Origin of the sequence: Bradyrhizobium denitrificans (assembly GCF_013179005.1) — a bacterium.
Classification (GTDB): domain Bacteria; phylum Pseudomonadota; class Alphaproteobacteria; order Rhizobiales; family Xanthobacteraceae; genus Bradyrhizobium; species Bradyrhizobium denitrificans.
Map to the genome: position 1 here is coordinate 77125 of NZ_JABFDP010000025.1, position 19407 is coordinate 96531.

Sequence of the window (19407 nt, forward strand, 5' to 3'; positions counted from 1 at the left end):
CATGTCTGTGCGGCTAAAAAGCGCCTCGCATCTCCTATGGGTGACCACTTTTATGTTTTTGCAAACTCACCAGGCGTTTCCCTTGGACATACATACCGTCAACAGTTCCTCCGGAATCGTGGCTTGGCTGTCGGACTCTCGGCAGCTTCCCGTCATTGTCGTCGACTTTGCCCTCATCGGAGCCGGCTCTGCGTCTGACCCTGATGACAAACGAGGACTCGCCAATTTCGGTGCTCAGATGCTTTCCGAGGGCGCCGGTGTATTTGATGCCAAGGCATTTCAGGAACAACTCGCGGATATCGGAGCTACGCTATCCTTTGCCGCAGACCGAGATGCGCTGGTCGGACACCTCGAGGTCGCACGCGAGCATCGAAATCGTGCATTCGATTTGCTCCGATTGGCTTTGTTGCAGCCGCGCTTCGATCTTGAAGCCATCGAGCGGGTCAGGATCAAACGGGACGTTGATCTCGCGCGCCTTGACAACGATCCAGCTTATGTCGCCTCACGCGCGTGGTGGGAGGCTGCTTTCCCGGAACATCCGTATAAGTATCCTCCGCTCGGCTCTCGTGAAGCAAATGGCCGCATCACGTCGGCTGATTTGCAAAACTTTCAGTCTCGATTAACGAACTCGAAACTCGTTGTGGCAGCAGCGGGCGACGTGAATGCCGCTGAATTATCGGATTTGCTTGATCGTGGTTTCCCAAATGGGTCGAAGGGTCGAGGAATCGACGCTCGTGCAAAGGCCGAGTATCGAACATTTGCGCCTGCCATTGTGCGTCTGCCCTTTCCCCAATCCGCATGTGTTTTCGGCCAACCGGGCATTTCTCCGACCTCGGCCGAATACCTTCCCATGCTCGTGCTAAATCACATCCTGGGAGGCGGGACACTGACATCGCGACTGTTCGTCCAACTGCGAGAGCGGCGGGGGCTCGTGTACTCAATTCGCACCGCCCCGGAGACACTTTCGCAAGCCGATCTTCTTATCGGTCGGTTCGCGACGGAAAACGTCAAGACACAAGCAGCGATCGAAACAATTCAGGCGGAGTGGCGTCGTATGGCCCAAGGAGAGATTTTAGACAAAGAAATCGCAGCGGCAAAGTCCTATCTCAAGGACATGTTGCCCGTATCGATGGACGGCACGTCCGCTATTTCTTCAAGACTTCTTGCTGTCCAACGTATGACGCAAGGTATCGATTACATTCAGCAATGGCGCAATAGGATCGAGTCAGTTGAGCCGGAATTGGTGAGACGCACGGCCAGGAAGGTATTTGTGACCGACGTCCTGACTTTCGCCGTTGCGGGCGAACCTAATGGCCTTTGATTTGATGTCGGAAATCAACGAGAGTGTCGCCGCTAGAGGAGCATGAAGCAAATGCCTGTCCGTCAACTTCAAAAGAGCGAATGGAAATCTTACTGCGATCGCATCTCCAAGGGCCTGGAGGGAAAGCGGGCAGAAATTGAGGTCGCGGGTCTTCCGATAGGGGACCAAATCGTCGCCAAGCAGATTCATATCTTTGGTATTACTTATGATCCGAAGGACGATATCATTGAAGTGGCGCTCGAAGGCCTCGATCACATCATCCATAAGCCCCGGAGCTTAGTTGCGGACGAGGGAGCAGCCGGCCTTGCCAATTTGGCAATTGTCGATGGAGAAGGCCGAAAGCAAATCGTCAAACTGATGGATCCGCTGATGTTGCCTCCGCCGGAACGGTGAGATGCCGGACAACACGATCGAGGTTCGCGTCGAGGATAACCCGGAAACTCTAACCTCCGGCGATCCAAGATTTGGGAGCGGAGCACGGCTTCGTCGGAACTCGCATCTAAATGCCCGGCACATCTATTTAGGATTTACGAAATCCGCTATCGAGGTAAATACACCGGCAATTTTTCCAGTGTTGAAGGATTGATACCGGACAACACAATACTTCCGCTCGAATTCTCGAGTTTAAGGCTTCGAAACGGAATGGCGACTAAGTGATACGACACGAGGTCGCCGACTGCGAGGACCACATAAATGTTGCCATCTTTGCCAAAGATAAAATCGCTGATTCGTCCGAGAGTCTCGCCTTTTTCATTAACAACTGTTTTGCGCTTTAGCGCCTCTCCACTATAGCCTCTCGCGAGTTCTGCAGTCTCCACAGGGGTGAGGGCCACTTCCTGTCCCACAGCATAGCTGTACGGGAGACAATTCGTCACCAAGACGAGTAAACGGAAGTGTGACAACAATTTCTTCATGAACGACTCCTGACTGATGGCACGTCATACCTTTATGGTTCGACGATCATTGTTTGTGGACTTTACGATCGGCTAGAACTCCGTCTTACTTCGTCTGTGCTGGTGTCGTAAAACGCCAGAAAGAACCACGAGCGCCACGGCAAAACACAATAAATAACCCATCAGCCACCCAGCGAACGTATTCGCGGCACCATCCGACGATGACCCTACGATGCTTATCAGTACGCCCCATACAATCGACACCAGTCCTACCAAGGCTAGTAGTCCCTGGATATAACTCTCCGGCGTTCGCCGCGCGGCGGCAAGCAACAACGCACCAGTTGCAACAGCCCATATGCTGGCCAGACTTACAAAGGCAGTGGCGGCAATGGCGGGCCAAACGAGCACGGCGGTCGAAAAAAATAGATTAAGCGCGCCCTCAAACACCAAACTCCGCCACAACTCACGGCGCCTAATCCTAAAAAGTCCAGCGACAATAGCGGCGAGGCCGTCAGCCGCGACATATATTGCAAAGATCACAACTAGTGCTGCGAATGTATGCGCGGGACCCCAAAAGATGCCAATTGCAAACCCAGCAGCAAGCGTTGCGCGGATCGCGATCGCCCACCAATTGCGTGCAAGCCCGTCGCTTCCTGACTTCGCACGAACTACTGAGTCGCTTTCGCTGTTGGTGCTATTTGGATTTGCCATGGTTTCTTGGATAGCGGCTGTCCTCTAGCTGTCGTTCCCAAGAACGTTGTTCAGCCTGAGGCATGGGGTTTGGTTGGTGAGGGCTGAGCGGGGTCTTTTTGTGTCGTAGGCGTCGATCCAGCGGGTCATGGCTTCGGTTCGTTTTCTGCGGAGAATCGATAAGGCCTGGCATAGGCCCATTCCCTGAGGCTGGTCAGGATGAAGCGCTCGGTGCGCGGCGTATATGGTCGGGTGCGGATATGGCGGAGGCGGCTGGCGGCACACAGATTGCGGAAGTCGTCGCGCCTGTGGGCGGCGCCGTTGTCGGTCACCACCCGCTCGACGCGGACGCCATGAGCGGCGAAGAAGGCCCGCGCCCGGAGCAGGAAGGCGAAGGCGCCCCTTTCTTCTCGTCGGGCAGGATCTAGGCTTAAACGAGGCGGGAAGTATCGCCGACACAGCCATGGAATGGCGCTGACGGTCGAGCGAGGAGGGCCGAGGCGAACAGCGATGTGCGGGCCGGTCCGTCCCCCCGCCTGAGCCCTTCGATCGCGGCAGCCATCACCGCTGGCAGGCGATGCCAAAAGCGGGCGGGCGCTGAGCTCCTGTCGGCAAGCATCCCGTTTCGCCAAAAGGGCTCGACCGTCGACCGTCATGCGGGCATTGTTGTGCGCTTTCACGGGAGGCTCCGACTCTGGGATCAGTTGTTACAACCCAACCCTCGCAGTCCATCTCCGGATGAACAAACTGACATTGACAACGATCAATGCGGGCATTCTTGCCTCGGACGATAGTTGCTTGCGGATAGGAAGTCTCGAGGAAAGGGAGAAGTTAAATGGTTTCACTATTTCGCACAGATTCTACGATAAAGCGTGACGTCGAGGATGAGATCAAATGGGATCCCTCGATCAACGATTCCAGCCATATCGCCGTTGCCGTGAAGGATGGCGTTGTGACTCTAACCGGGTTCACAAAGAGCTACATGGACTCCTATCAAGCGGAAAAAGCTGCAAGGCGTGTTTCCGGTGTCAAAGGCATCGCTAACGATATTCAAGTCAAGCTTTCGTATGAACGAACCGATCCTGAGATAGCTGAAGAGGCTGTCAAGGCCATCAAACGTGAACTGCCGTCGAGTTCTGACAGCATCCGTGTCGTAGTGAAAAACGGATATCTCACACTCGAGGGTGAGGCAGAATGGAACTATCAGAAGGAATGGGCCGAGCGTTCAGTCCGCTCGATCTCTGGTGTTAATCGATCTCCAATCTCATTCAAGTCAAGCCGCGCGTCAGTGCGAGCGATGTCAAGCACAAGATCGAAGATGCTTTGGTGCGCAGTGCCAAGGTTGATGCGGACAAAGTCGTCGTAGACGTTGAGGGCAGTAAAGTAACCTTGCGAGGTACAGTCCGCTCTTGGGCAGAGCGTCAGGAAGCCGAACGCTCTGCGTGGGCTGCACCAGGAGTTAGCAGTGTCGAAAATAAAATAGTCGTCTCGATTTAGTTTAGCGCGACGAAATCGTGAAACTTTTGCGGGGGCAACCCGTTCGATGGTTATGGCGGCGCGGGCTGCACGAAGTCGTCGCTGCGATCAACTACGAGCTCACGGAAATGACCGTGGCCTATGGTTCGAAGCTGCGGCGGGAAGCCAAGCTCACCCTGCCGCAGGAACCGATTGCGGAGTATGCTCCGTGAATCGCGCCATACAGATCACCTGGTGGCTTGAGCAGATCGAGGCAATACGGTACGCGGTGGCGCAAGCGCGCCCCGACGCGCACCATCATCGGTGCGTCCCGGCCGGCAGAGCAGCGACAGGCCGAATCTTGCCGGCGGCAACGCCGGAAATCCCTATGAGAAACTTGCTGCCTCGGAAATGGCGACAAATTACATTAATGCTCGGAAAGTCTACCTTAAACTCCTGCGCGCGGCCATGGACAAAACGTCTTCTCACGGCGTTATCCGATGTGCCGGCATTGGCGGTATGGCGATGCATGTAGAATAATAGCCTAACAGTGAAAATCACATGTCGGGGACGCCCACCATTGAACTTGGATCTAACACAAACCTGGACTGTTCTTGGTTGGCTCGAGCAAGCCATTGATGTTCAAGACATCGAGACGCGTCTTCTTGCCTACGCAGCCCGGTTCGGCCTCACCGCTCTTTTCGCAGGTTGGGTTCCCAGGCTCGATCCCGGCACCGCTGGCGATATTCCTTCGAAGATCCTGTTTCAGAAGTTCCCTCTCGAGTGGGCTGCGCGATACAATGAGCGGAATTACGTATTCCGTGATCCGGTTGTTCAACGTCTGCAAACCGACCACAATTTGTTTAGCTGGACCGAGGCCTACGATTCTTGCCGCTCGTCGAAAGACGTCAAAGTAATTGGCGGAGAAGCGTCCGAATTCGGCTTGGTCAATGGTCTCGTCGTCCCGATTCAATCAATTGACGGAGCACATGCGGCATTCTCGTTCGGCGGAGAACGCTTACAGATCAGCGAAGAAGAAGCGGCTGCGTTCGCCTTCGTGACGAATTTCGCCGCAGGGCGTCTATTGACGATAACGTCTCGCCGAAGGATTGGTAAACAATCCAGGCTCACGCCTCGAGAAATTGATTGCTTGCTCTGGTCGGCAGAAGGCAAAACTGACTGGGAGATATCGCGAATTCTGGGAATATCTCGGTCAACCGTCCTAAAACATATGGCATCTGCTCGCGAGAAATTGGGCGCCATGAACAAAGCCCATGCCATAGCGATAGCGATGCGAGCAAACGTGGTGAGGTGATAATCCGCAGATATTGATCGTCGTCTTCTTGACCCGTCATGTAAGCCGCTGGCCTTTGATAATCTGTGTCTCAGCCTTGTCAGCCTCAAGCTCGAGTACGATTTTTTCCTGTTCTGCGCGTAACTTTGCCAAGGCGTCGGTTTGGATCACATTTGTAGGTAACGGCTGGCCGGGATGCTCCGCTATCACGTGAGCGGCCTGAGCCGTGGCGGCCGCTTCGCGCGCTTCCTTCGCGGCCGCGCGCTCGGTTCCTGCAACGATCGCTCTCTCAACGCGAAGCTCACGTTGGGATGTCGGATCAAGCCCCGCAACCGCATCTTCGCGCCGCTCGGCATTCACAGCGCGATCGGCAAGCCGCGCGGCCTCAGTCGCCTCACGCCCTTCACGCAGCCGAAGCGCTTCCGCCTGCTCGATCAGACGCTCGGCGTCGACGCCGGCGATGGCGGCGACCTCCGCCCGCGTCATTCGCTCGACCCCACGCTCCTGCACGCGCTGCAGGTCCAGCCGATTGGCAAGCGTCTCGAGATACCGCGATGAGGCTTCCCGGAACTGCTGTTTCGTTTCACCATCAAGCAAATCGCTTGTTCTCGACACTGCCTCGTTCATGAGGCGAAGATCTTTCACCATTTGCTCCGACGTGATGGCCATTTCCGGTCCCTCCTTGGTGAGTTGGTCGACCCGCCTCCCAATCGTTTGAAGAATGGCCCCGACGGTCTGAGCCATCAACAGCCTTTCGAGCATGCCCCTTGCCACGGGATTGCCGGGCTGCTCGGAGGCGACCGTCTTCCAAGCGAGGACGCTTTCGTTCACGGCTTTACGATCGGGAGCCGACATCGGCAGACGGATCGGATTTGTGCGCGCCACCTGGATCCTTTGGCGGGCATTATCGATCAGCCTGTGGTTAGCTGGATCCGCCGCGTAGGCCCGATCGCGAGCCTCGCGCGCCGGGCGAGGACGGTCCGCGGCCTCGACGATCGCCTTGTCCTTCGGACCATAGCTCTGCGACGATGCCCGTTCTCGCGCCGACGTCGCCACGATCTTCAATCCTTCGGCTTGGGCATGCTGAGCGTAGGCCTGGCGCCATTCGGAGAAGGTTTCGCGGCTGGGGTGGATCTTCTGACCGGACTCGGATCTCACCGCGATCACGGCATGCGCATGGATGTGCCCGTCCGCCTCTTTGTCCGTATGGACCCCGAACATGAACTTGTGGTCGGCGAACCGATCCTGCAGGAAGGCGCGGGCTGCTCGCGTCAGTGCCTCGACATCCGTCCCGGCTTTCGCCGAGATGATGAGATGCATCGTGTCGCGCGCGGATTGGGAACGCAACGATGGTCCCCACTCGCGTGCAGCGATCCGGGCATCCGCAACATTGCTAACGGTCTTGCCGCGGTCGTCGGTCGCCGGGCCCTTTTCGATCAGTTTGTTGAGTCGATAGGTCACACCATCGCGGCCGTGGCTGGTCGCGCCTGGCGCGAGGCGGATCGCATCCACGGGGATTGCGGTTGCGCCAGCGATCCGCTCTGCGACACGGGCCTCCGACTTCATGTCGAGGCGCTTTTGGGTGAACCCGTTCTCACCGTCGCCTACTTGCTCCTGGCGCACCCTGAACCTCTCCTTGGAGAGGCCGGCCATCGCAACGACGACGCGCGCCTCGAGTGCGCCGGATGCCGTTGTCTCAAGGCGATAGGCATAGCGATGGCCGTCGAACCCGGCGGCGACCGCCTTGGCGTAGGTCTCTCGGCCCTCGGCGGTGTCGGAGACGCCATCGAGCCTCAGCCGGATGGCGCCGACATCCTGGCTTTCCGCTCGTTTGGCGAACGAGCTGGACCAAGCCTTGATTTCATCGGCAACCGCCTCGCGATCGGAAAGCGTGCGTCCATCATGCGTCTCAAGCGGAACGTCCTCCCGCTGCACGTACTGACCCGTCGCTGCCGCGCGCGCAACGCCACGCGCATAGGACACGACCTTGATGACGGCAGGCTGATAGCCTGCGGCAAGCTGCCGGGCGCGACCGACCGCTCCGCCCTGCCCTGCCCGGCTGGCGCCCGTCGCTCCCCCGCTGAGACCGCCGGCGATCGGCGCAAGCCCCGCCCCGCGTGGCGTTCCAGAGCGGCCGCCGGCGCCGCCTCCGCCGCTGACAGCCGGCAGAGCTCTCGCCCGCTCCTCATCACGCTCGCCCGTAATGGTCGCACCTTGGATGATCTCTTTCACAGGCGGCGACTTCGGAAGCGGCGGGACGCGGGCGCGCCGGCGGCGCAGATCATCTTCGAGCAGACCCGACGGCCGCGGCCGAAGCCGCTCCTCGCGTGCTTGCGCCACCGCGTGCCGTGTCGCCTCGACCTGCTCAACCCACCAGGTGATCTGTATGGCGCGATTCACGAAGCATCCTCCGCAATCGGCTCCTGCGGCAGGGTGAGCTTGGCTTCCCGCCGCAGCTTCGAACCATAGACTACGGTCATTTCCGTAAGCTCGTCGTTGATCGCAGCGACGACTTCGTGCAGCCCGCGCCAGACCGGCTCGGTATCCTCGATCCGCACCGCCTGCCCACGATGAATGGCCTTTAGGACCTGAGCCAGATTGCGACCGACCATCCGCACCTGTTGTGCGAGCTCGACGACGACTCGGGTGTTCTCGGCCGACAAGGCAGGACCTGCCTGGACTGAGGCTCGGATGAGCCGCCGCACGACCTCGGCCTTCGGCAGTCCATAGAGCTCCACGGCTCGCTGCAGATGGTCCTCGTCAGCCTCGGACAACTCTGTCCGGAGCCTCGGCTTGCGTCGCGGAGCTCTGGCGGAGCGAGCCATCGGCGCTCCCCTTCCCTTCCCGTTCGAACGGCTCCTCGGTTGAAGACCGGGAGCCGAACATGCCGGCATCGACGAGATGCCGGCGCCAGCGCGTCAGCGCGCTTCGGCTGCGTCCAGCAGCCGTCCCCGGTTTGGCCCACAAACCGGTATCTTGTCAACCAATATCTAATATAATGAACCTAAGAAGTCGATGCATGAAGGGCTCTTGCGTCCGAAGAGCCGTCCGCATGGACTCCGCATCACTTACGCGCACAGTGCGAACCGCAATACGACAATACGACATTCCCGCACACAAACATTCCAGCAATATCCGAATGCCGCCTTATCGGACGTGCCAACAACGCTACTGCGGTATTTCATCAATCCAACAACGTACCAGTGCCGCATGTCGCTTATAACGAGATGCCCCAATGCAAGGTTGCGAGCTTTCGATATCCCGATATCGCTGCAATAGGACACTGCCGAATTGAAGCAACATCGCCTTGCGCGGATCGCGCTTTCGCGCGTTGCGCCATGTTCATTTTACTGTATGTTGTCACTCACGAATTGCGGCATTGACGCAACAGGGAGGCCGGCATGCCGAGCATCTTCGCAGTGGCGAACCCAAAAGGAGGCAGCGGCAAAACCACCGTTGCGATCATCTTGGCCGGCGAATTTGCCAAGCACGGCTATTCAGCCGCAATCGTCGACGCTGACCCCCAAGGCTCGTCTTATCAATGGCACGCCTCCTCCGTCGTGCGCGGCCTCAGTCCGCAAGGCGTCGATCTCGTCCGGGCGCCCGATGAAGCGGCCCTGCTCCACGCGATAGAACGGCTTGGCGGGTACGACGTCATCGTTGTCGACACACCCGGCTACTATGGCGGCGTTCTCATTGAGTCGGCTCTGCGTGCGGATCTCGTGGTGCTGCCCTGCAAGGTCCACACATTCGACGCTTCTCAGGTCGTCCGAACCATCCGAAACCTCGAGCAGCACGCCGCCGGTGCGAAGCTGCCGATGAGCCAGCACCGCGTGCTCTTTAACGAGTACGACAGTCTCGACCGGAATACCCGGCCATTGCGCGAGGTGGTGGCTTATCTGGACGCCGAACGCGTTCCCGTCTGCGCAAACGCCCTTTATCGACGTGTCACGTACCGCACGATGACGAGCGGTCACGGGACACTCTACCAGATGAGTGACAAAGACGAGTCCGTGCGTAAAGCGCGCTACAATGCGGACCAGGTCGTGCGCGAGCTGCTGGCGGCGAGCCAAGGCACCGCCACGGACGAGACGGCCGCATGAACGACTCAGCGGCAACGCCGAAGCCCGACCGCCCTACCCTGCCCCGCGACGCCTTCCGATCGCAACGGACCGGCATCGCCCGCGTCGAGGCTGTCGCTCCTGTTCAGCCCGTCGTCGTGACGCCCGCTTATGATGATCCCATCACACCTGCGCCGGTTCCAAAGCCAAGCGAGGCGGCGGTCGCTAACGCGGAAGTGCCTAGATCGTCACCACGACCGAAGCCGGCGCCGCGACGCGAGCGCAACCCGTTCGATGGTTATGGCGAGCGCTCGTCCTCGCGGCCCTACGCGATGCGGTTTCCCGACGCGATCGATCTCGTGCTGCGTCAACTTGCGGCCGAAGACCGCACGCACCCGCTGCGAATTATCGACCGTATCGTTTACGACCACCTCAAGCGGATCGGGCGGCTGCCGCCGCGGAGGGACTGAAGCGATACGCATCAGGGCCTCAGCGTAACGAGGATCGCGGAGGGACAGTTCATCCGGAAGGGAAGGAGTCGGATGGCGCTCGGGCGTGTTTGTCCTGCCGGTTTAGGCGGGACGTTGCGAGCGCCATAAGCATTGGCCAGATCGAGAACTGACCTGCAGAGGCGCGTCGTGTCAGCGTTCTCAGATATCCGCCAGGGTTTTTGATGGCGTCGCCTTTTTGCAGGATTGCGGCAAGAGTAGCGCTCGCTTGGCCTTCCCCCATCACCGTGCAGGCGTCTTCCCAGGCACTCGGGCTGACGCCGAGCAGAGGCCGAATGAGGGTCGCCGTCGCAATGACGTCGCGCGCAGTGCGAATATCGTCGCTGGCATAGTCGCCAAAGTGCGGGCAAGCCTCGACGATCAATCGAACTGGAATTGTGTTCGGTGCCTGGGGTTTGACACTAGGTGCGGCGGCGGGGGGAGACACCGGCGCCGCGTCCGGTTCTGGCTCGCTGCAATCGTCTGCCGGATGGACCTGCGCGGTCGCTGGCTTCTGCCCGTGCTGATCGAGGTGTTGTCGCAGAATTTCGAGGACGGTCGCGGCAAGCATGGCGAGTTCTTGGACGAGCGGCTGAAGGGCCTCGCGGGATGGAACACGCGGAAGGCGCGCGACCAACTGACGGAAATCGCGATGAATCGTCGACCAGTCGGCATCCACGCCGTCCTCGACGCCTGCCGCGATCATCTTGGCGATATCACGACGGGAGAGCGTGGCCTGCTCTCGCAGCAGATCGACCGCTTGGCGCTCCCTGGCGATCGCTTCGGCGAGACGAGCAAAATCGTCTGCGCGGGCGACAATCGGGCCGAGGTCGAAGCCGAAGGCTTGATCGATATGCCCGCTTGCAGCTCGCCGAGCATAGCGCTTTCCGTTTGGGCTATCGCGCCGCAGGAGAAGGCCGGCGGCGATGAGAGAAGCCAAATGCCGGCGGAGCGTCGAAGGGGCGACGCCATGGGCCCTGAGCGCAAGCTGCCGGTTCGAGGGATAGACGACGAGGTCCGCCGCGCCCGAGACGAGCACCGTATCAGGATGGAAGCTGACGAGGGCGTTGAGGATGGCGAGCGCCCGATCAGAAACGCCGAGCTGGGATCTCGCTTCGCAGATATGTCGAAATACCTGCCACTTGTGAACCGGCTTACCGGGTGGGCATGTGTTGACGTCGCATTGCGTTTGAACGATCGCAAGCGTTAACCTACCCCTTCCGAAGGGCGTCGTCGGACCTTGGCCAAGCATCTCCATTCGCGGACTCTCCTGATCGAGAGCGCGGGTCAAACAAAGACCGTGGCGTAAAAACGCTGAGTCTCTTGAACTGTCGGGTGGGGCGCGCTAAAGTGCCATCAAGCGTTTTGGGCACTGTTGGCGATTGGCGTCGCCAGCCCGCTCACCCTCATGAGAGACCCGGCTCTGCCGGGTTTTTCTTTGTCCGAACGCTCTGCTCCTGGTTGAATCGAATCCGTCTATTATATTGAATGTTGATTAGGCGTCCAACGTGTGAGTTCAGGGACGGCGCCATCGATTTTCGATGCGGGCGGGTGAGCGATGGTCGCAAAGAAATCCGGTCGAAAGGCTGCACACGCGGCCCAGGGCAACACGCTTCTCCTAGCCTTCCAGGGAGCGCTCGAGGGTCTGCGCCGTGAACTGGGGCTAAGCCGCCGCGCTTTCGCGGAGCGGCTCGGAATCCCGCGATCGAGCTACTTCCATCTGATGACGGCCGCCGCCAATCCGAGCCTCGATTACATCGAGCTGATCGCCGAGCGCGCCGGCATCGAGCCGATCGCGTTTCTCGGAAGCGTCGCGGCCAGGCGGACGACGCAGAGCCGGGTTTCGCAAGGCCTGCGACCACTAAGTTGAGTCATTTTCAAAGAAAATTTGATCTGACAACGTCCAATATACTGGACTTCAGACACGGGGTGTGATGATGGATCAGGGTGTCTCAATTTGTGTGAAAACTCGGTCGCGATGCCGCCCGTCCGCAAGCCCCAATCCGTCGATCATTCGGTGCTGAACGAAATGCTCGCTGTTCGGCTTCAGCAGCTCGAACTCGAAAACGGCGGCATGGAGGCCTTTTGGCCAAAGACCGGATTGGCACGGGGCACCTACTATACGATGCTACGCGGAATCGGAAATCCAACGTTGCGGACGATCGAGAAGATCGCATCAAGCCTGAACATGAGCGCGCTCGAACTCCTGGGCTTCGAGGCGTCGGACGCGCGCCGCGCGCTCAAGAAGAGCGGCGTCGACTATGACGACCTGGTTTCGGCGATCGGAAAGAAGAACCGGGCTGATCGGGCCCTGGCGCGCCAGACGCGGTCGCGAAAACTGCCGTCCTGACTTTGAGTATCATCGGGGCGCAGAACGCGGCCCGGCCGGCAAGAAAGGGATGGGGAGGCTTTCGCCTCCCCGCTCCTGGCTCAGGCGGCCGCGCGGTCACTCGCCTGAGCGAGCCGGCCGAACTCGAGGGCGATGAGATCCACCGTGTAGACCCGCTGACCGTCGCGCTCGAAGCTATTCTGCCGCAGCCGTCCGCGCACATGGACCAGGTCACCCTTGCTGACGTGCTCCTTCACGTAGGTCTGAATCGACTTTGTGAAGATCGTGACTTCGTTCCAGTGCGCGTCGTCTTTCCACTCGTCCTTGTCCTTGAAGGGATAGTTGGCGCAGATGCTGACGCGGACGGTCTTGCCAACTTCCTTGATGGTCCCGACGCGACCGATGAGGGTGAATTCGGCGATGTTACGCATGGTCTCTCTCCATCTTGTGGGGCTGCGCCCCGTTGCGATGGCGATCCGTCATGGCCGGGAAGACGGCACAGAGCCGTAGCCCGCGAGACGCGGGCGAAGGGCAAGCGCAGCGCCGCTCCCCGGCAGGAGCCACGAATTTTGGCGCCGCAGGCGCATGCGCGAGGAATGCCGGTCGGGGTCCCCGCTCGCGGGGTGATCCGGCAGGGGAAATTCTTGGCTCCAGGGGTCGACGTGCCGGCGACGGCCATAGGTATTCCGCCATGCAACCGGGAGCCGCAGCCCAAACCGGAGAAGGCCGTGAGCGTCGCCCGTTCTCATCCGGCCAGACGGGCCCCGCGAGTTGGCAAGACGACTGCGATCATCCCCCCTGCCCCTCCCCCCAGGACGGACGAGAGCGACGTGCCGATGATGGACGCCACGATCGGAACTCGATTCCAGACCGCGGACCGCACCCGGCGCGACCGGTTTGCGCACTGGCGATGGCCGTCGACAAGCGCCGTTCGGTCCTGGATCACGCGGGATCTTGCGTCGAGATTCGGCCGGGATCCAAGCTCCGGAAATGACGCCGACAACGCCTGAGCCAGCGCGCCGCGGAGAGACGTCTTTTTCGTCCATCAGGCCGGTCGCTTTTCGTGAAGCCGCGAGTTGATCTGCGCCATCAGGATCGGCCCGAGCGAGAATTCACCGGCCTCGGCTTTTCGCGTCAGCCCACGCAAATATCCGCCCGCGGAACGGATCGCGGCTCCACGCTGCAGGATGCAGCCGACGACGATTGCCGCCTGGGTTTCGCCCATGACGGTTTGCGCCTCTTCCCATGCGCTGGGACTGATTCCGAGCATCGATCGCACCACCGACGCCGTCGCGAGAAAATCCCGCCAAGTCGAAATTCCGCCTTTGGCGTAATCGACGATGTCCGGGCAAGCGCTCAGCACCATCCCCAAAGGATAGGATCCTTCCGCAGGTCGCGATGGTTGAGGTTTTGGCTCCGCCCTCGCCGCCCTGCCTTCTCGAAGGCTAGGTTCAAGATCAATAAAGGGGTCTGTATTTGAATTCTGTATGTGGCGCTCAGAATGGGACTCATTGGCGCTTGGATTCTGAGATTTAATGTGCGCTTCCAAAAGATTGAGTACGTCGTCCGCGAGCCGCGAGAGTTCTTCGGCTATCGGCTCGAGTTCCTGTCTGGTCGCGGTACGCGGAATCCCATCGACGATCGAGCGGAAGGCGGCATGGACTTCCTGCCAGTCGGTCGGCCCCTGCCCTTCCCTGCGGGTCGGGACGCCTTCCTCGATCCCCGTGGCGATCATTTTCGCGATGTCGCGCCGGCATAGCGTGATCCGCTCGCGAACGAGTTTCAGCGCCCGCGCTTCCGCCTCGATCTCGGCCGCCAGGTTCTCGAACTCTTCTGATCGCACGACCAGCGGCGACAAATCGAACCCGAAGGCAAGCTCGATCTCGCCGGCCCTGCCCTTGCGCGCATAACGCTTGCCGTTGGGGCTATCTCGTCGAACGATCAAACCCGCGTCGACCAGCACGGCGAGGTGGCGTCGCAACGTCGACGCCGGCATGCCGTGAGCTCTCAGCGACAATTGGTGGTTCGACGGGAAGACGATGAGATCGTCCTCACCGGTCAGTGCGGTTTCGGGGTGAAACGTCAGGAGCGCATCCAATACGGAGAGCGAACGTTCCGAAACGCCAAGGCGCGGCCGTGCCGTGCAGATGGCGTGGAAGATCTTCCACTTGTGGACGATCTTCTCAGGCAGCCGCGCGGTTGCTACCATCTGGCTTGACACATGGGCAAGCGTCAGCGATCGCCGCCCAAAGGGCGTCGTTGGGGAATGTGATTGCATCTCTTTGCCTCAGTTAGGGCAAAGAAAATCCGCTCGCCGAAACGGCGATCAAATCGCGTGGAGACTCTTGACTGCGATTCGCGAAAGTGATTCTCTGTCAGTCGCCAAACTTGAAGAGAAGGCTTCCGGAACTCCGTTTCGGGGGCCTTTTTTCTTTTGCCGTGTTGCTCCTGGTTGGTGATTGACGATGAGGCGATCAGGCCTCGGTGGTCTCCTGGCGCTCGCTCGAATTGGAAAAGGCGTCGAACAAGTGCGGGAGCTGATCGACGAGGAAGTCCGCGAACGCTGCGGGCACCGCCTTATCGATGGAGAGTTTCAACTCGCGGTCGGCATGTTGGATCTGAGCGATTTTCTGCCCGTTGGTCGCGACGACCGCCGCTAAACGGCCAGCCTTGGACGCGTGTGTTGCGGTCGGTCTGCTCGCCGCGGAAAACGCGGCGAGAAACCGGGCATTCGAATCCTTGCTGGCGAAAGCCGGATCGGAGATTGCGGCCTTGGTCCGCTTCGCCGCTGCGGCATCCGCGAGCAGTTCCGATAGTGCGCGTTTCCGGACAAGTCGAACGCGCTCGCATTCGAGGCCTATCTGAAGTCGCATTCCGGGCGAGCGTTTTCGAAGAAGCGGCTTGTCCGGCCGTGTTGAGCCTCTCTCACCCCGCCGCCGCATTCAGTTGTTCCCGCAGCCGCACCAGTTTGCCATGCAGGTCGGCAAGCTCCGCGAGCGAGCAGCCTGTGGCGTCGAGGATCGCCGGCGGGATGATGGCCTTGGCCTTGTCTCGCAGCGCGGCGCCCTGCGCGGTCAGCGCGACCAGCACCTGTCGCTCATCCGCTGCCGAACGTGTGCGCTTCAGCAGATGCGCCGCCTCCATCCGCTTCAGCAGTGGCGTCAGGGTGCCCGAGTCGAGGTACAGCCGCTCGCCGATCTCCTTCACCGACAGCCCATCCCTTTCCCACAGCACCAGCATGACCAGATATTGCGGATAGGTCAGACCGAGACGGTCGAGCAGCGGCTTGTAGACGCGGTTGAAGGCGTGGGCCGTCGAATAGACCGCGAAGCAGAGCTGGTTGCCGAGCTGGAGCGGCACGTCGGCCGCGGATTTCTTTCGCATCGAGGTCACCACAGATCGATCCTGTCCGGCATCTTTGGCCCACGGTTCCCCTAGCGACAATGAGGGGCCAGCGCCGATCACGATTTTTCTACCGCACAATCGTATTGTGCACAATCTAATTGTATGCAATATGGCGTCATTGAATTCGTCATCAACCCGGAGACACCCCATGTCCGTGAACGTGCTCTACAAGACCAGCGCCAAGGCCACCGGCGGCCGCGATGGTGAGGCGGCCACTCTCGACGGCTCGCTGAGCGTCAAGCTCTCCACGCCGAAGGAGCTCGGCGGTGGCGGCGGCGCCGGCAACAATCCGGAGCAGCTGTTCGCAGCCGGCTACGCCGCCTGCTTCATCGGCGCCATGAAGTTCGTTGCGTCGCAAGGCGGCCCGAAGGTTCCGGCCGACGCCTCGGTGACGTCAACGGTCGGCATCGGCCCGCGTTCCGAAGGCGGCTTCGGCATCACCGTCGAGCTCGCGGTCGCGCTGCCCGGCCTTGCCAAGGCGGATGCCGAGGCGCTGGTCGAGAAGGCCCACCAAGTGTGCCCGTACTCGAACGCGACCCGCAACAATGTGGACGTGAAGCTCAGCGTCATCTGAGGCTGAATTCCACCCTGCGGCACAGCCGCTCTCGGACCTTCCGCATGGCAGCCCCCGTCTCTGGCGAGGGCTGCCATGGCCCGACGCGTTTGCACCTGCGCCTTGGCAGTGCTTAATGACCGCGAGTTCAATCCAACCTCGCGACATCCGATGACACCCCAATTTGCTCCCGGCGCCATGGCCGGACTGCGCGTGATCGATCTCACGCGTGTGCTCGGCGGCCCCTATTGCACGCAGATCCTGGCCGATCACGGCGCCGACGTGATCAAGGTCGAGCCGCCGGCCGGCGACGAGGTGCGCGACTGGGGCCCGCCCTTCCACGACGAGGACGCGGCGTATTTCGTCGGCATCAACCGCAACAAGCGTTCGATCGGCCTCGACCTCGCCTCGGACGGCGGCCGCGTGGTGCTTCTGAAGATGCTCGAGACCGCCGATGTGCTGATCGAGAACTTCAAGCCGGGCACGCTCGAGAAGTGGGGTATCGGCAGCGATGCGCTGCGCGAGAAATTTCCGAAACTCGTGCACTGCCGCATCTGCGGCTTCGGCGCCGACGGGCCGCGTGGCGGTAATCCGGGCTATGACGCCATCATCCAGGCGATGACCGGCATGATCGCCGCGACCGGCTCACCGGAGAGCGGCCCGATGCGCATCGGCGTGCCGCTGGTCGACATCACCACGGGGCTCTATGCCGCCATCGGCATCCTGATGGCGCTGTCGGAGCGGCAGCGCTCAGGGATCGGCCAGTTCCTCGAAGTGACGCTGTACGAGACCGGCCTTGCGATCATGCATCCGCACACCGCGAACTACTTCATGCACGGCAAGCCGCCGTCGCTGACCGGCAACGAGCATCCCAATTTGGTGCCCTACGCGATCTTCCCGACCAAGACCGATGACATCTTCATCGGCGTCGGCAATGACGGCACCTTCCGCAAGCTCGCACGCGAGATCGGACGTCCCGACCTCGGAACCGACCCGCGCTTCGCCCGCAACAGGGACCGCGTTGCCAACCGCGAAGCGCTGCGCGCCGAGCTTGCCGCGGTGTTCAGCCAATTCGAGGCCGAGCCGTTATGCGATCGGCTGCTCGCCGCCGGACTGCCGGCGGGTCCCGTACAGAAGATCGATCAGGCCCTGACCCATCCGCACACGCTCTACCGCGGCGATGTGATCGAGAAGGACTGGTACAAGGGCGTTGCATCGCCGATCCGGCTCGAACGCACCAAAGCGAGCCTCCGCACGACACCGCCGGCGTTCAGCCAGCACGCCCAGGAGGTCCTGGCCGAGTTCGGCTACACGCCGGACGAGATCGAGGCGCTGCTGGCTGAAGGAACCGTTTGCGCCGAACGCAAGCGCTGACCGCGACCACATCGGAGCGATCGCCGCGCCGCACCAGGACGCGGCGAGGACTCGCTAGATTTACCGCTCTTCAACGATGCACTTCGCACGGCTTTCCCATGCCGGATCAGCCGTCTATACATTCACATAACTGTCATCTGGCGCTGTTAACGGCCGCAAACGACGATGACGTTCATGGGAGGTATATTTTGATGTCACTTCGCCAATTCGCTGCTGCCGCCGTGGTCACGGCGACCTTTGGTTTCGCTGTTTCTCCCGCACACGCGGTGACTGAGATTCAGTGGTGGCACGCCATGACCGGCGGCAACAACGACATCGTCAACCGGCTCGCCGAGGAGTTCAACGCCTCCCAGAGCGACTACAAGGTCGTGCCGACCTTCAAGGGCGCCTATCCGGACACGCTGAATGCCGGCATCGCTGCGTTCCGCGCCGGCACCGCGCCGCACATCCTGCAGGTGTTCGAGGTCGGCACCGCGACGATGATGAGCGCCAAGGGCGCGATCAAGCCGGTCTATGAGCTCATGAAGGATGCCGGCGAGCCGTTCGATCCCAAGGCTTATCTGCCGGCGATCACCGGCTACTACTCGACGTCGAAGGGCGACATGCTGTCGTTCCCGTTCAACTCGTCCTCGATGGTGATGTGGATCAACAAGGATGAGCTGAAGAAGGCCGGCGTCGCCGAGATCCCGAAGACCTGGCCGGAGGTGTTCGACGCGGCCAAGAAGCTGAAGGCGGCCGGACACGACACCTGCGGCTTCTCCAACGCCTGGGCATCCTGGGCCAATATCGAGCAGTTCTCGGCCTGGCACAACGTGCCGATCGGCACCAAGGCCAACGGCCTCGACGGCTTCGACACGGTGCTCGAATTCAACACCCCGCTGCACGTCAAGCACCTGCAGAACCTCGTCGAGCTGCAGAAGGACAAGACCTACGATTATTCCGGTCGCGGCAGCGCCAGCGAGAGCCGCTTCGGCTCCGGTGAATGCGCGATCTTCCTGACCTCATCAGGCTACTACGCCACTGCCAAGAGCACCGCGAAGTTCGACTTCACCTCGGCACCGATGCCGTACTACCCGGATGCACCGGGCGCGCCGCAGAATTCGATCATCGGCGGCGCCTCGCTCTGGGTGATGGGCGGCAAGTCGGCCGACGAGTACAAGGGCGTGGCCAAGTTCTTCACCTTCCTGTCCGACACCAACCGCCAGGCCAAGCTGCACCAGGAGTCCGGTTATCTGCCGATCACCAAGGCGGCCTATGAGAAGACCAAGGCGGACGGCTTCTATGAGAAGAATCCGACCCTGCAGACGCCGCTGAAGGAGCTCACCAACAAGGAGCCGACCGAGAACTCGCGTGGCCTGCGCTTCGGCAACATGGTGCAGATGCGCGATGTCTGGGCCGAGGAGATCGAGGCGGCGCTGGCCGGCAAGAAGACCGCCAAGGACGCGCTCGATTCCGCTGTCGCCCGCGGCAATGCGATGTTGCGCACCTTCGAGAAAACGGCCAAGTAGAGCCGTCCTTGAGATGTCCCCTCCGCCCCCGGAGGG

Annotated in this window: 22 protein-coding genes and 1 pseudogene; 14 read left to right on the forward strand and 9 right to left on the reverse strand. The window is 60.7% G+C overall.

Going from position 1 to position 19407, the window contains the following annotated elements; all coding sequences use genetic code 11:
* Position 1: 1 nt before the first annotated feature.
* Entirely contained in the window at positions 2-1321 is a 1320-nt protein-coding gene (locus HL671_RS26825; protein ID WP_172240313.1) for a M16 family metallopeptidase, read from the forward strand.
* A 51-nt stretch (positions 1322-1372) separates the two neighbouring features.
* Positions 1373-1714: a DUF5335 domain-containing protein gene (locus HL671_RS26830; RefSeq protein WP_246705965.1), complete on the forward strand. Its 342-nt coding sequence runs from the start codon at positions 1373-1375 to the stop codon at positions 1712-1714.
* A 146-nt stretch (positions 1715-1860) separates the two neighbouring features.
* Here the strand turns inward: HL671_RS26830 and HL671_RS26835 are convergent, their stop codons facing one another.
* From HL671_RS26835 to HL671_RS26845, 3 genes are all read right to left on the reverse strand, one after another.
* Positions 1861-2235, reverse strand: coding sequence for a PRC-barrel domain-containing protein (locus tag HL671_RS26835; RefSeq protein ID WP_172240319.1), 375 nt, complete (start codon positions 2233-2235; stop codon positions 1861-1863).
* Positions 2236-2307: 72 nt separating this feature from the next.
* On the reverse strand, positions 2308-2925 hold the full coding sequence (locus tag HL671_RS26840; RefSeq protein WP_172240322.1) for an HdeD family acid-resistance protein: 618 nt from the start codon (positions 2923-2925) through the stop codon (positions 2308-2310).
* 125 nt (positions 2926-3050) lie between these two features.
* The gene (locus tag HL671_RS26845) at positions 3051-3584 is read right to left on the reverse strand and encodes a DDE-type integrase/transposase/recombinase (protein WP_172240324.1); all 534 of its coding nucleotides are present in this window, start codon (positions 3582-3584) and stop codon (positions 3051-3053) included.
* Between the two features lie 155 nt (positions 3585-3739).
* Between HL671_RS26845 and HL671_RS26850 the strand changes: the two genes are divergently transcribed.
* The 4 genes from HL671_RS26850 (at position 3740) to HL671_RS26860 (ending at position 5674) form a co-directional block, all read left to right on the forward strand.
* Positions 3740-4270 (forward strand): BON domain-containing protein, encoded by a 531-nt coding sequence (locus HL671_RS26850; protein ID WP_312010752.1) that lies wholly within the window; start codon positions 3740-3742, stop codon positions 4268-4270.
* On the forward strand, positions 4231-4401 hold the full coding sequence (locus HL671_RS38985; protein WP_312010753.1) for a BON domain-containing protein: 171 nt from the start codon (positions 4231-4233) through the stop codon (positions 4399-4401). Before HL671_RS26850 ends, HL671_RS38985 begins: the two co-directional genes overlap by 40 nt.
* 17 nt (positions 4402-4418) lie before the next feature.
* A complete protein-coding gene (locus HL671_RS26855) occupies positions 4419-4592 on the forward strand; it encodes a hypothetical protein (RefSeq protein WP_172240162.1) in 174 nt (57 codons plus the stop codon).
* Between the two features lie 347 nt (positions 4593-4939).
* A complete protein-coding gene (locus tag HL671_RS26860; RefSeq protein ID WP_172240327.1) occupies positions 4940-5674 on the forward strand; it encodes an autoinducer binding domain-containing protein in 735 nt (244 codons plus the stop codon).
* A 36-nt stretch (positions 5675-5710) separates the two neighbouring features.
* Here the strand turns inward: HL671_RS26860 and HL671_RS26865 are convergent, their stop codons facing one another.
* Entirely contained in the window at positions 5711-8053 is a 2343-nt protein-coding gene (locus HL671_RS26865; RefSeq protein WP_172240330.1) for a relaxase/mobilization nuclease domain-containing protein, read from the reverse strand.
* Positions 8050-8316 (reverse strand): hypothetical protein, encoded by a 267-nt coding sequence (locus HL671_RS38505; RefSeq protein WP_246705967.1) that lies wholly within the window; start codon positions 8314-8316, stop codon positions 8050-8052. Before HL671_RS38505 ends, HL671_RS26865 begins: the two co-directional genes overlap by 4 nt.
* 738 nt (positions 8317-9054) lie before the next feature.
* Here HL671_RS38505 and HL671_RS26875 point away from each other — a divergent pair.
* Entirely contained in the window at positions 9055-9756 is a 702-nt protein-coding gene (locus tag HL671_RS26875) for a ParA family protein (RefSeq protein WP_172240336.1), read from the forward strand.
* On the forward strand, positions 9753-10184 hold the full coding sequence (locus tag HL671_RS26880; RefSeq protein ID WP_172240339.1) for a hypothetical protein: 432 nt from the start codon (positions 9753-9755) through the stop codon (positions 10182-10184). The genes HL671_RS26875 and HL671_RS26880 overlap by 4 nt, the downstream gene beginning before the upstream one ends.
* 49 nt (positions 10185-10233) lie before the next feature.
* Here the strand turns inward: HL671_RS26880 and repC (HL671_RS26885) are convergent, their stop codons facing one another.
* On the reverse strand, positions 10234-11460 hold the full coding sequence (gene repC, locus HL671_RS26885) for a plasmid replication protein RepC (protein ID WP_312010754.1): 1227 nt from the start codon (positions 11458-11460) through the stop codon (positions 10234-10236).
* A gap of 300 nt (positions 11461-11760) precedes the next feature.
* Between repC (HL671_RS26885) and HL671_RS26890 the strand changes: the two genes are divergently transcribed.
* Complete coding sequence (locus HL671_RS26890) at positions 11761-12072, forward strand: helix-turn-helix domain-containing protein (RefSeq protein ID WP_172240342.1); 312 nt, start codon at positions 11761-11763, stop codon at positions 12070-12072.
* Positions 12073-12390: 318 nt separating this feature from the next.
* Positions 12391-12552, forward strand: a complete 162-nt coding sequence (locus HL671_RS38510; RefSeq protein ID WP_246705969.1) for a hypothetical protein — start codon at positions 12391-12393, stop codon at positions 12550-12552.
* 80 nt (positions 12553-12632) lie between these two features.
* Here the strand turns inward: HL671_RS38510 and HL671_RS26900 are convergent, their stop codons facing one another.
* Together HL671_RS26900 and repC (HL671_RS26905) are read right to left on the reverse strand one after the other, a co-directional pair.
* Complete coding sequence (locus HL671_RS26900) at positions 12633-12962, reverse strand: single-stranded DNA-binding protein (RefSeq protein ID WP_172240345.1); 330 nt, start codon at positions 12960-12962, stop codon at positions 12633-12635.
* Between the two features lie 614 nt (positions 12963-13576).
* Positions 13577-14809, reverse strand: a complete 1233-nt coding sequence (gene repC / locus HL671_RS26905) for a plasmid replication protein RepC (RefSeq protein ID WP_172240348.1) — start codon at positions 14807-14809, stop codon at positions 13577-13579.
* Between the two features lie 538 nt (positions 14810-15347).
* On the opposite strand from repC (HL671_RS26905), the pseudogene HL671_RS38515 reads away from it, so the two are divergent.
* Positions 15348-15449 (forward strand): annotated as a pseudogene (locus tag HL671_RS38515) (GIY-YIG nuclease family protein); the annotation flags it as partial.
* 7 nt (positions 15450-15456) lie between these two features.
* On the opposite strand, the gene HL671_RS26915 reads toward HL671_RS38515, so the two are convergent.
* On the reverse strand, positions 15457-15915 hold the full coding sequence (locus HL671_RS26915; RefSeq protein WP_011942631.1) for a MarR family winged helix-turn-helix transcriptional regulator: 459 nt from the start codon (positions 15913-15915) through the stop codon (positions 15457-15459).
* A 169-nt stretch (positions 15916-16084) separates the two neighbouring features.
* Between HL671_RS26915 and HL671_RS26920 the strand changes: the two genes are divergently transcribed.
* The 3 genes from HL671_RS26920 (at position 16085) to ugpB (ending at position 19371) form a co-directional block, all read left to right on the forward strand.
* Positions 16085-16510: an organic hydroperoxide resistance protein gene (locus tag HL671_RS26920; RefSeq protein ID WP_011942632.1), complete on the forward strand. Its 426-nt coding sequence runs from the start codon at positions 16085-16087 to the stop codon at positions 16508-16510.
* A gap of 150 nt (positions 16511-16660) precedes the next feature.
* The gene (locus HL671_RS26925; protein ID WP_011942633.1) at positions 16661-17863 is read left to right on the forward strand and encodes a CaiB/BaiF CoA transferase family protein; all 1203 of its coding nucleotides are present in this window, start codon (positions 16661-16663) and stop codon (positions 17861-17863) included.
* Between the two features lie 191 nt (positions 17864-18054).
* The gene (ugpB, locus tag HL671_RS26930; RefSeq protein WP_011942634.1) at positions 18055-19371 is read left to right on the forward strand and encodes a sn-glycerol-3-phosphate ABC transporter substrate-binding protein UgpB; all 1317 of its coding nucleotides are present in this window, start codon (positions 18055-18057) and stop codon (positions 19369-19371) included.
* Positions 19372-19407: the final 36 nt, after the last annotated feature.

Bases quoted from the DNA above. Each gene is read 5' to 3' on its own strand.
- HL671_RS26835 (WP_172240319.1), bottom strand. From the start codon at position 2,235: ATGAAGAAATTGTTGTCACACTTCCGTTTACTCGTCTTGGTGACGAAT.
- HL671_RS26830 (WP_246705965.1), top strand. From the start codon at position 1,373: ATGCCTGTCCGTCAACTTCAAAAGAGCGAATGGAAATCTTACTGCGAT.
- HL671_RS26825 (WP_172240313.1), top strand. From the start codon at position 2: ATGTCTGTGCGGCTAAAAAGCGCCTCGCATCTCCTATGGGTGACCACT.
- HL671_RS26925 (WP_011942633.1), top strand. From the start codon at position 16,661: ATGACACCCCAATTTGCTCCCGGCGCCATGGCCGGACTGCGCGTGATC.
- HL671_RS38510 (WP_246705969.1), top strand. From the start codon at position 12,391: ATGAGCGCGCTCGAACTCCTGGGCTTCGAGGCGTCGGACGCGCGCCGC.
- HL671_RS26920 (WP_011942632.1), top strand. From the start codon at position 16,085: ATGTCCGTGAACGTGCTCTACAAGACCAGCGCCAAGGCCACCGGCGGC.
- ugpB (WP_011942634.1), top strand. From the start codon at position 18,055: ATGTCACTTCGCCAATTCGCTGCTGCCGCCGTGGTCACGGCGACCTTT.
- HL671_RS26840 (WP_172240322.1), bottom strand. From the start codon at position 2,925: ATGGCAAATCCAAATAGCACCAACAGCGAAAGCGACTCAGTAGTTCGT.
- HL671_RS26875 (WP_172240336.1), top strand. From the start codon at position 9,055: ATGCCGAGCATCTTCGCAGTGGCGAACCCAAAAGGAGGCAGCGGCAAA.
- HL671_RS26850 (WP_312010752.1), top strand. From the start codon at position 3,740: ATGGTTTCACTATTTCGCACAGATTCTACGATAAAGCGTGACGTCGAG.
- HL671_RS26880 (WP_172240339.1), top strand. From the start codon at position 9,753: ATGAACGACTCAGCGGCAACGCCGAAGCCCGACCGCCCTACCCTGCCC.
- HL671_RS26890 (WP_172240342.1), top strand. From the start codon at position 11,761: ATGGTCGCAAAGAAATCCGGTCGAAAGGCTGCACACGCGGCCCAGGGC.
- HL671_RS26900 (WP_172240345.1), bottom strand. From the start codon at position 12,962: ATGCGTAACATCGCCGAATTCACCCTCATCGGTCGCGTCGGGACCATC.
- HL671_RS26915 (WP_011942631.1), bottom strand. From the start codon at position 15,915: ATGCGAAAGAAATCCGCGGCCGACGTGCCGCTCCAGCTCGGCAACCAG.
- repC (WP_172240348.1), bottom strand. From the start codon at position 14,809: ATGCAATCACATTCCCCAACGACGCCCTTTGGGCGGCGATCGCTGACG.
- repC (WP_312010754.1), bottom strand. From the start codon at position 11,460: ATGGAGATGCTTGGCCAAGGTCCGACGACGCCCTTCGGAAGGGGTAGG.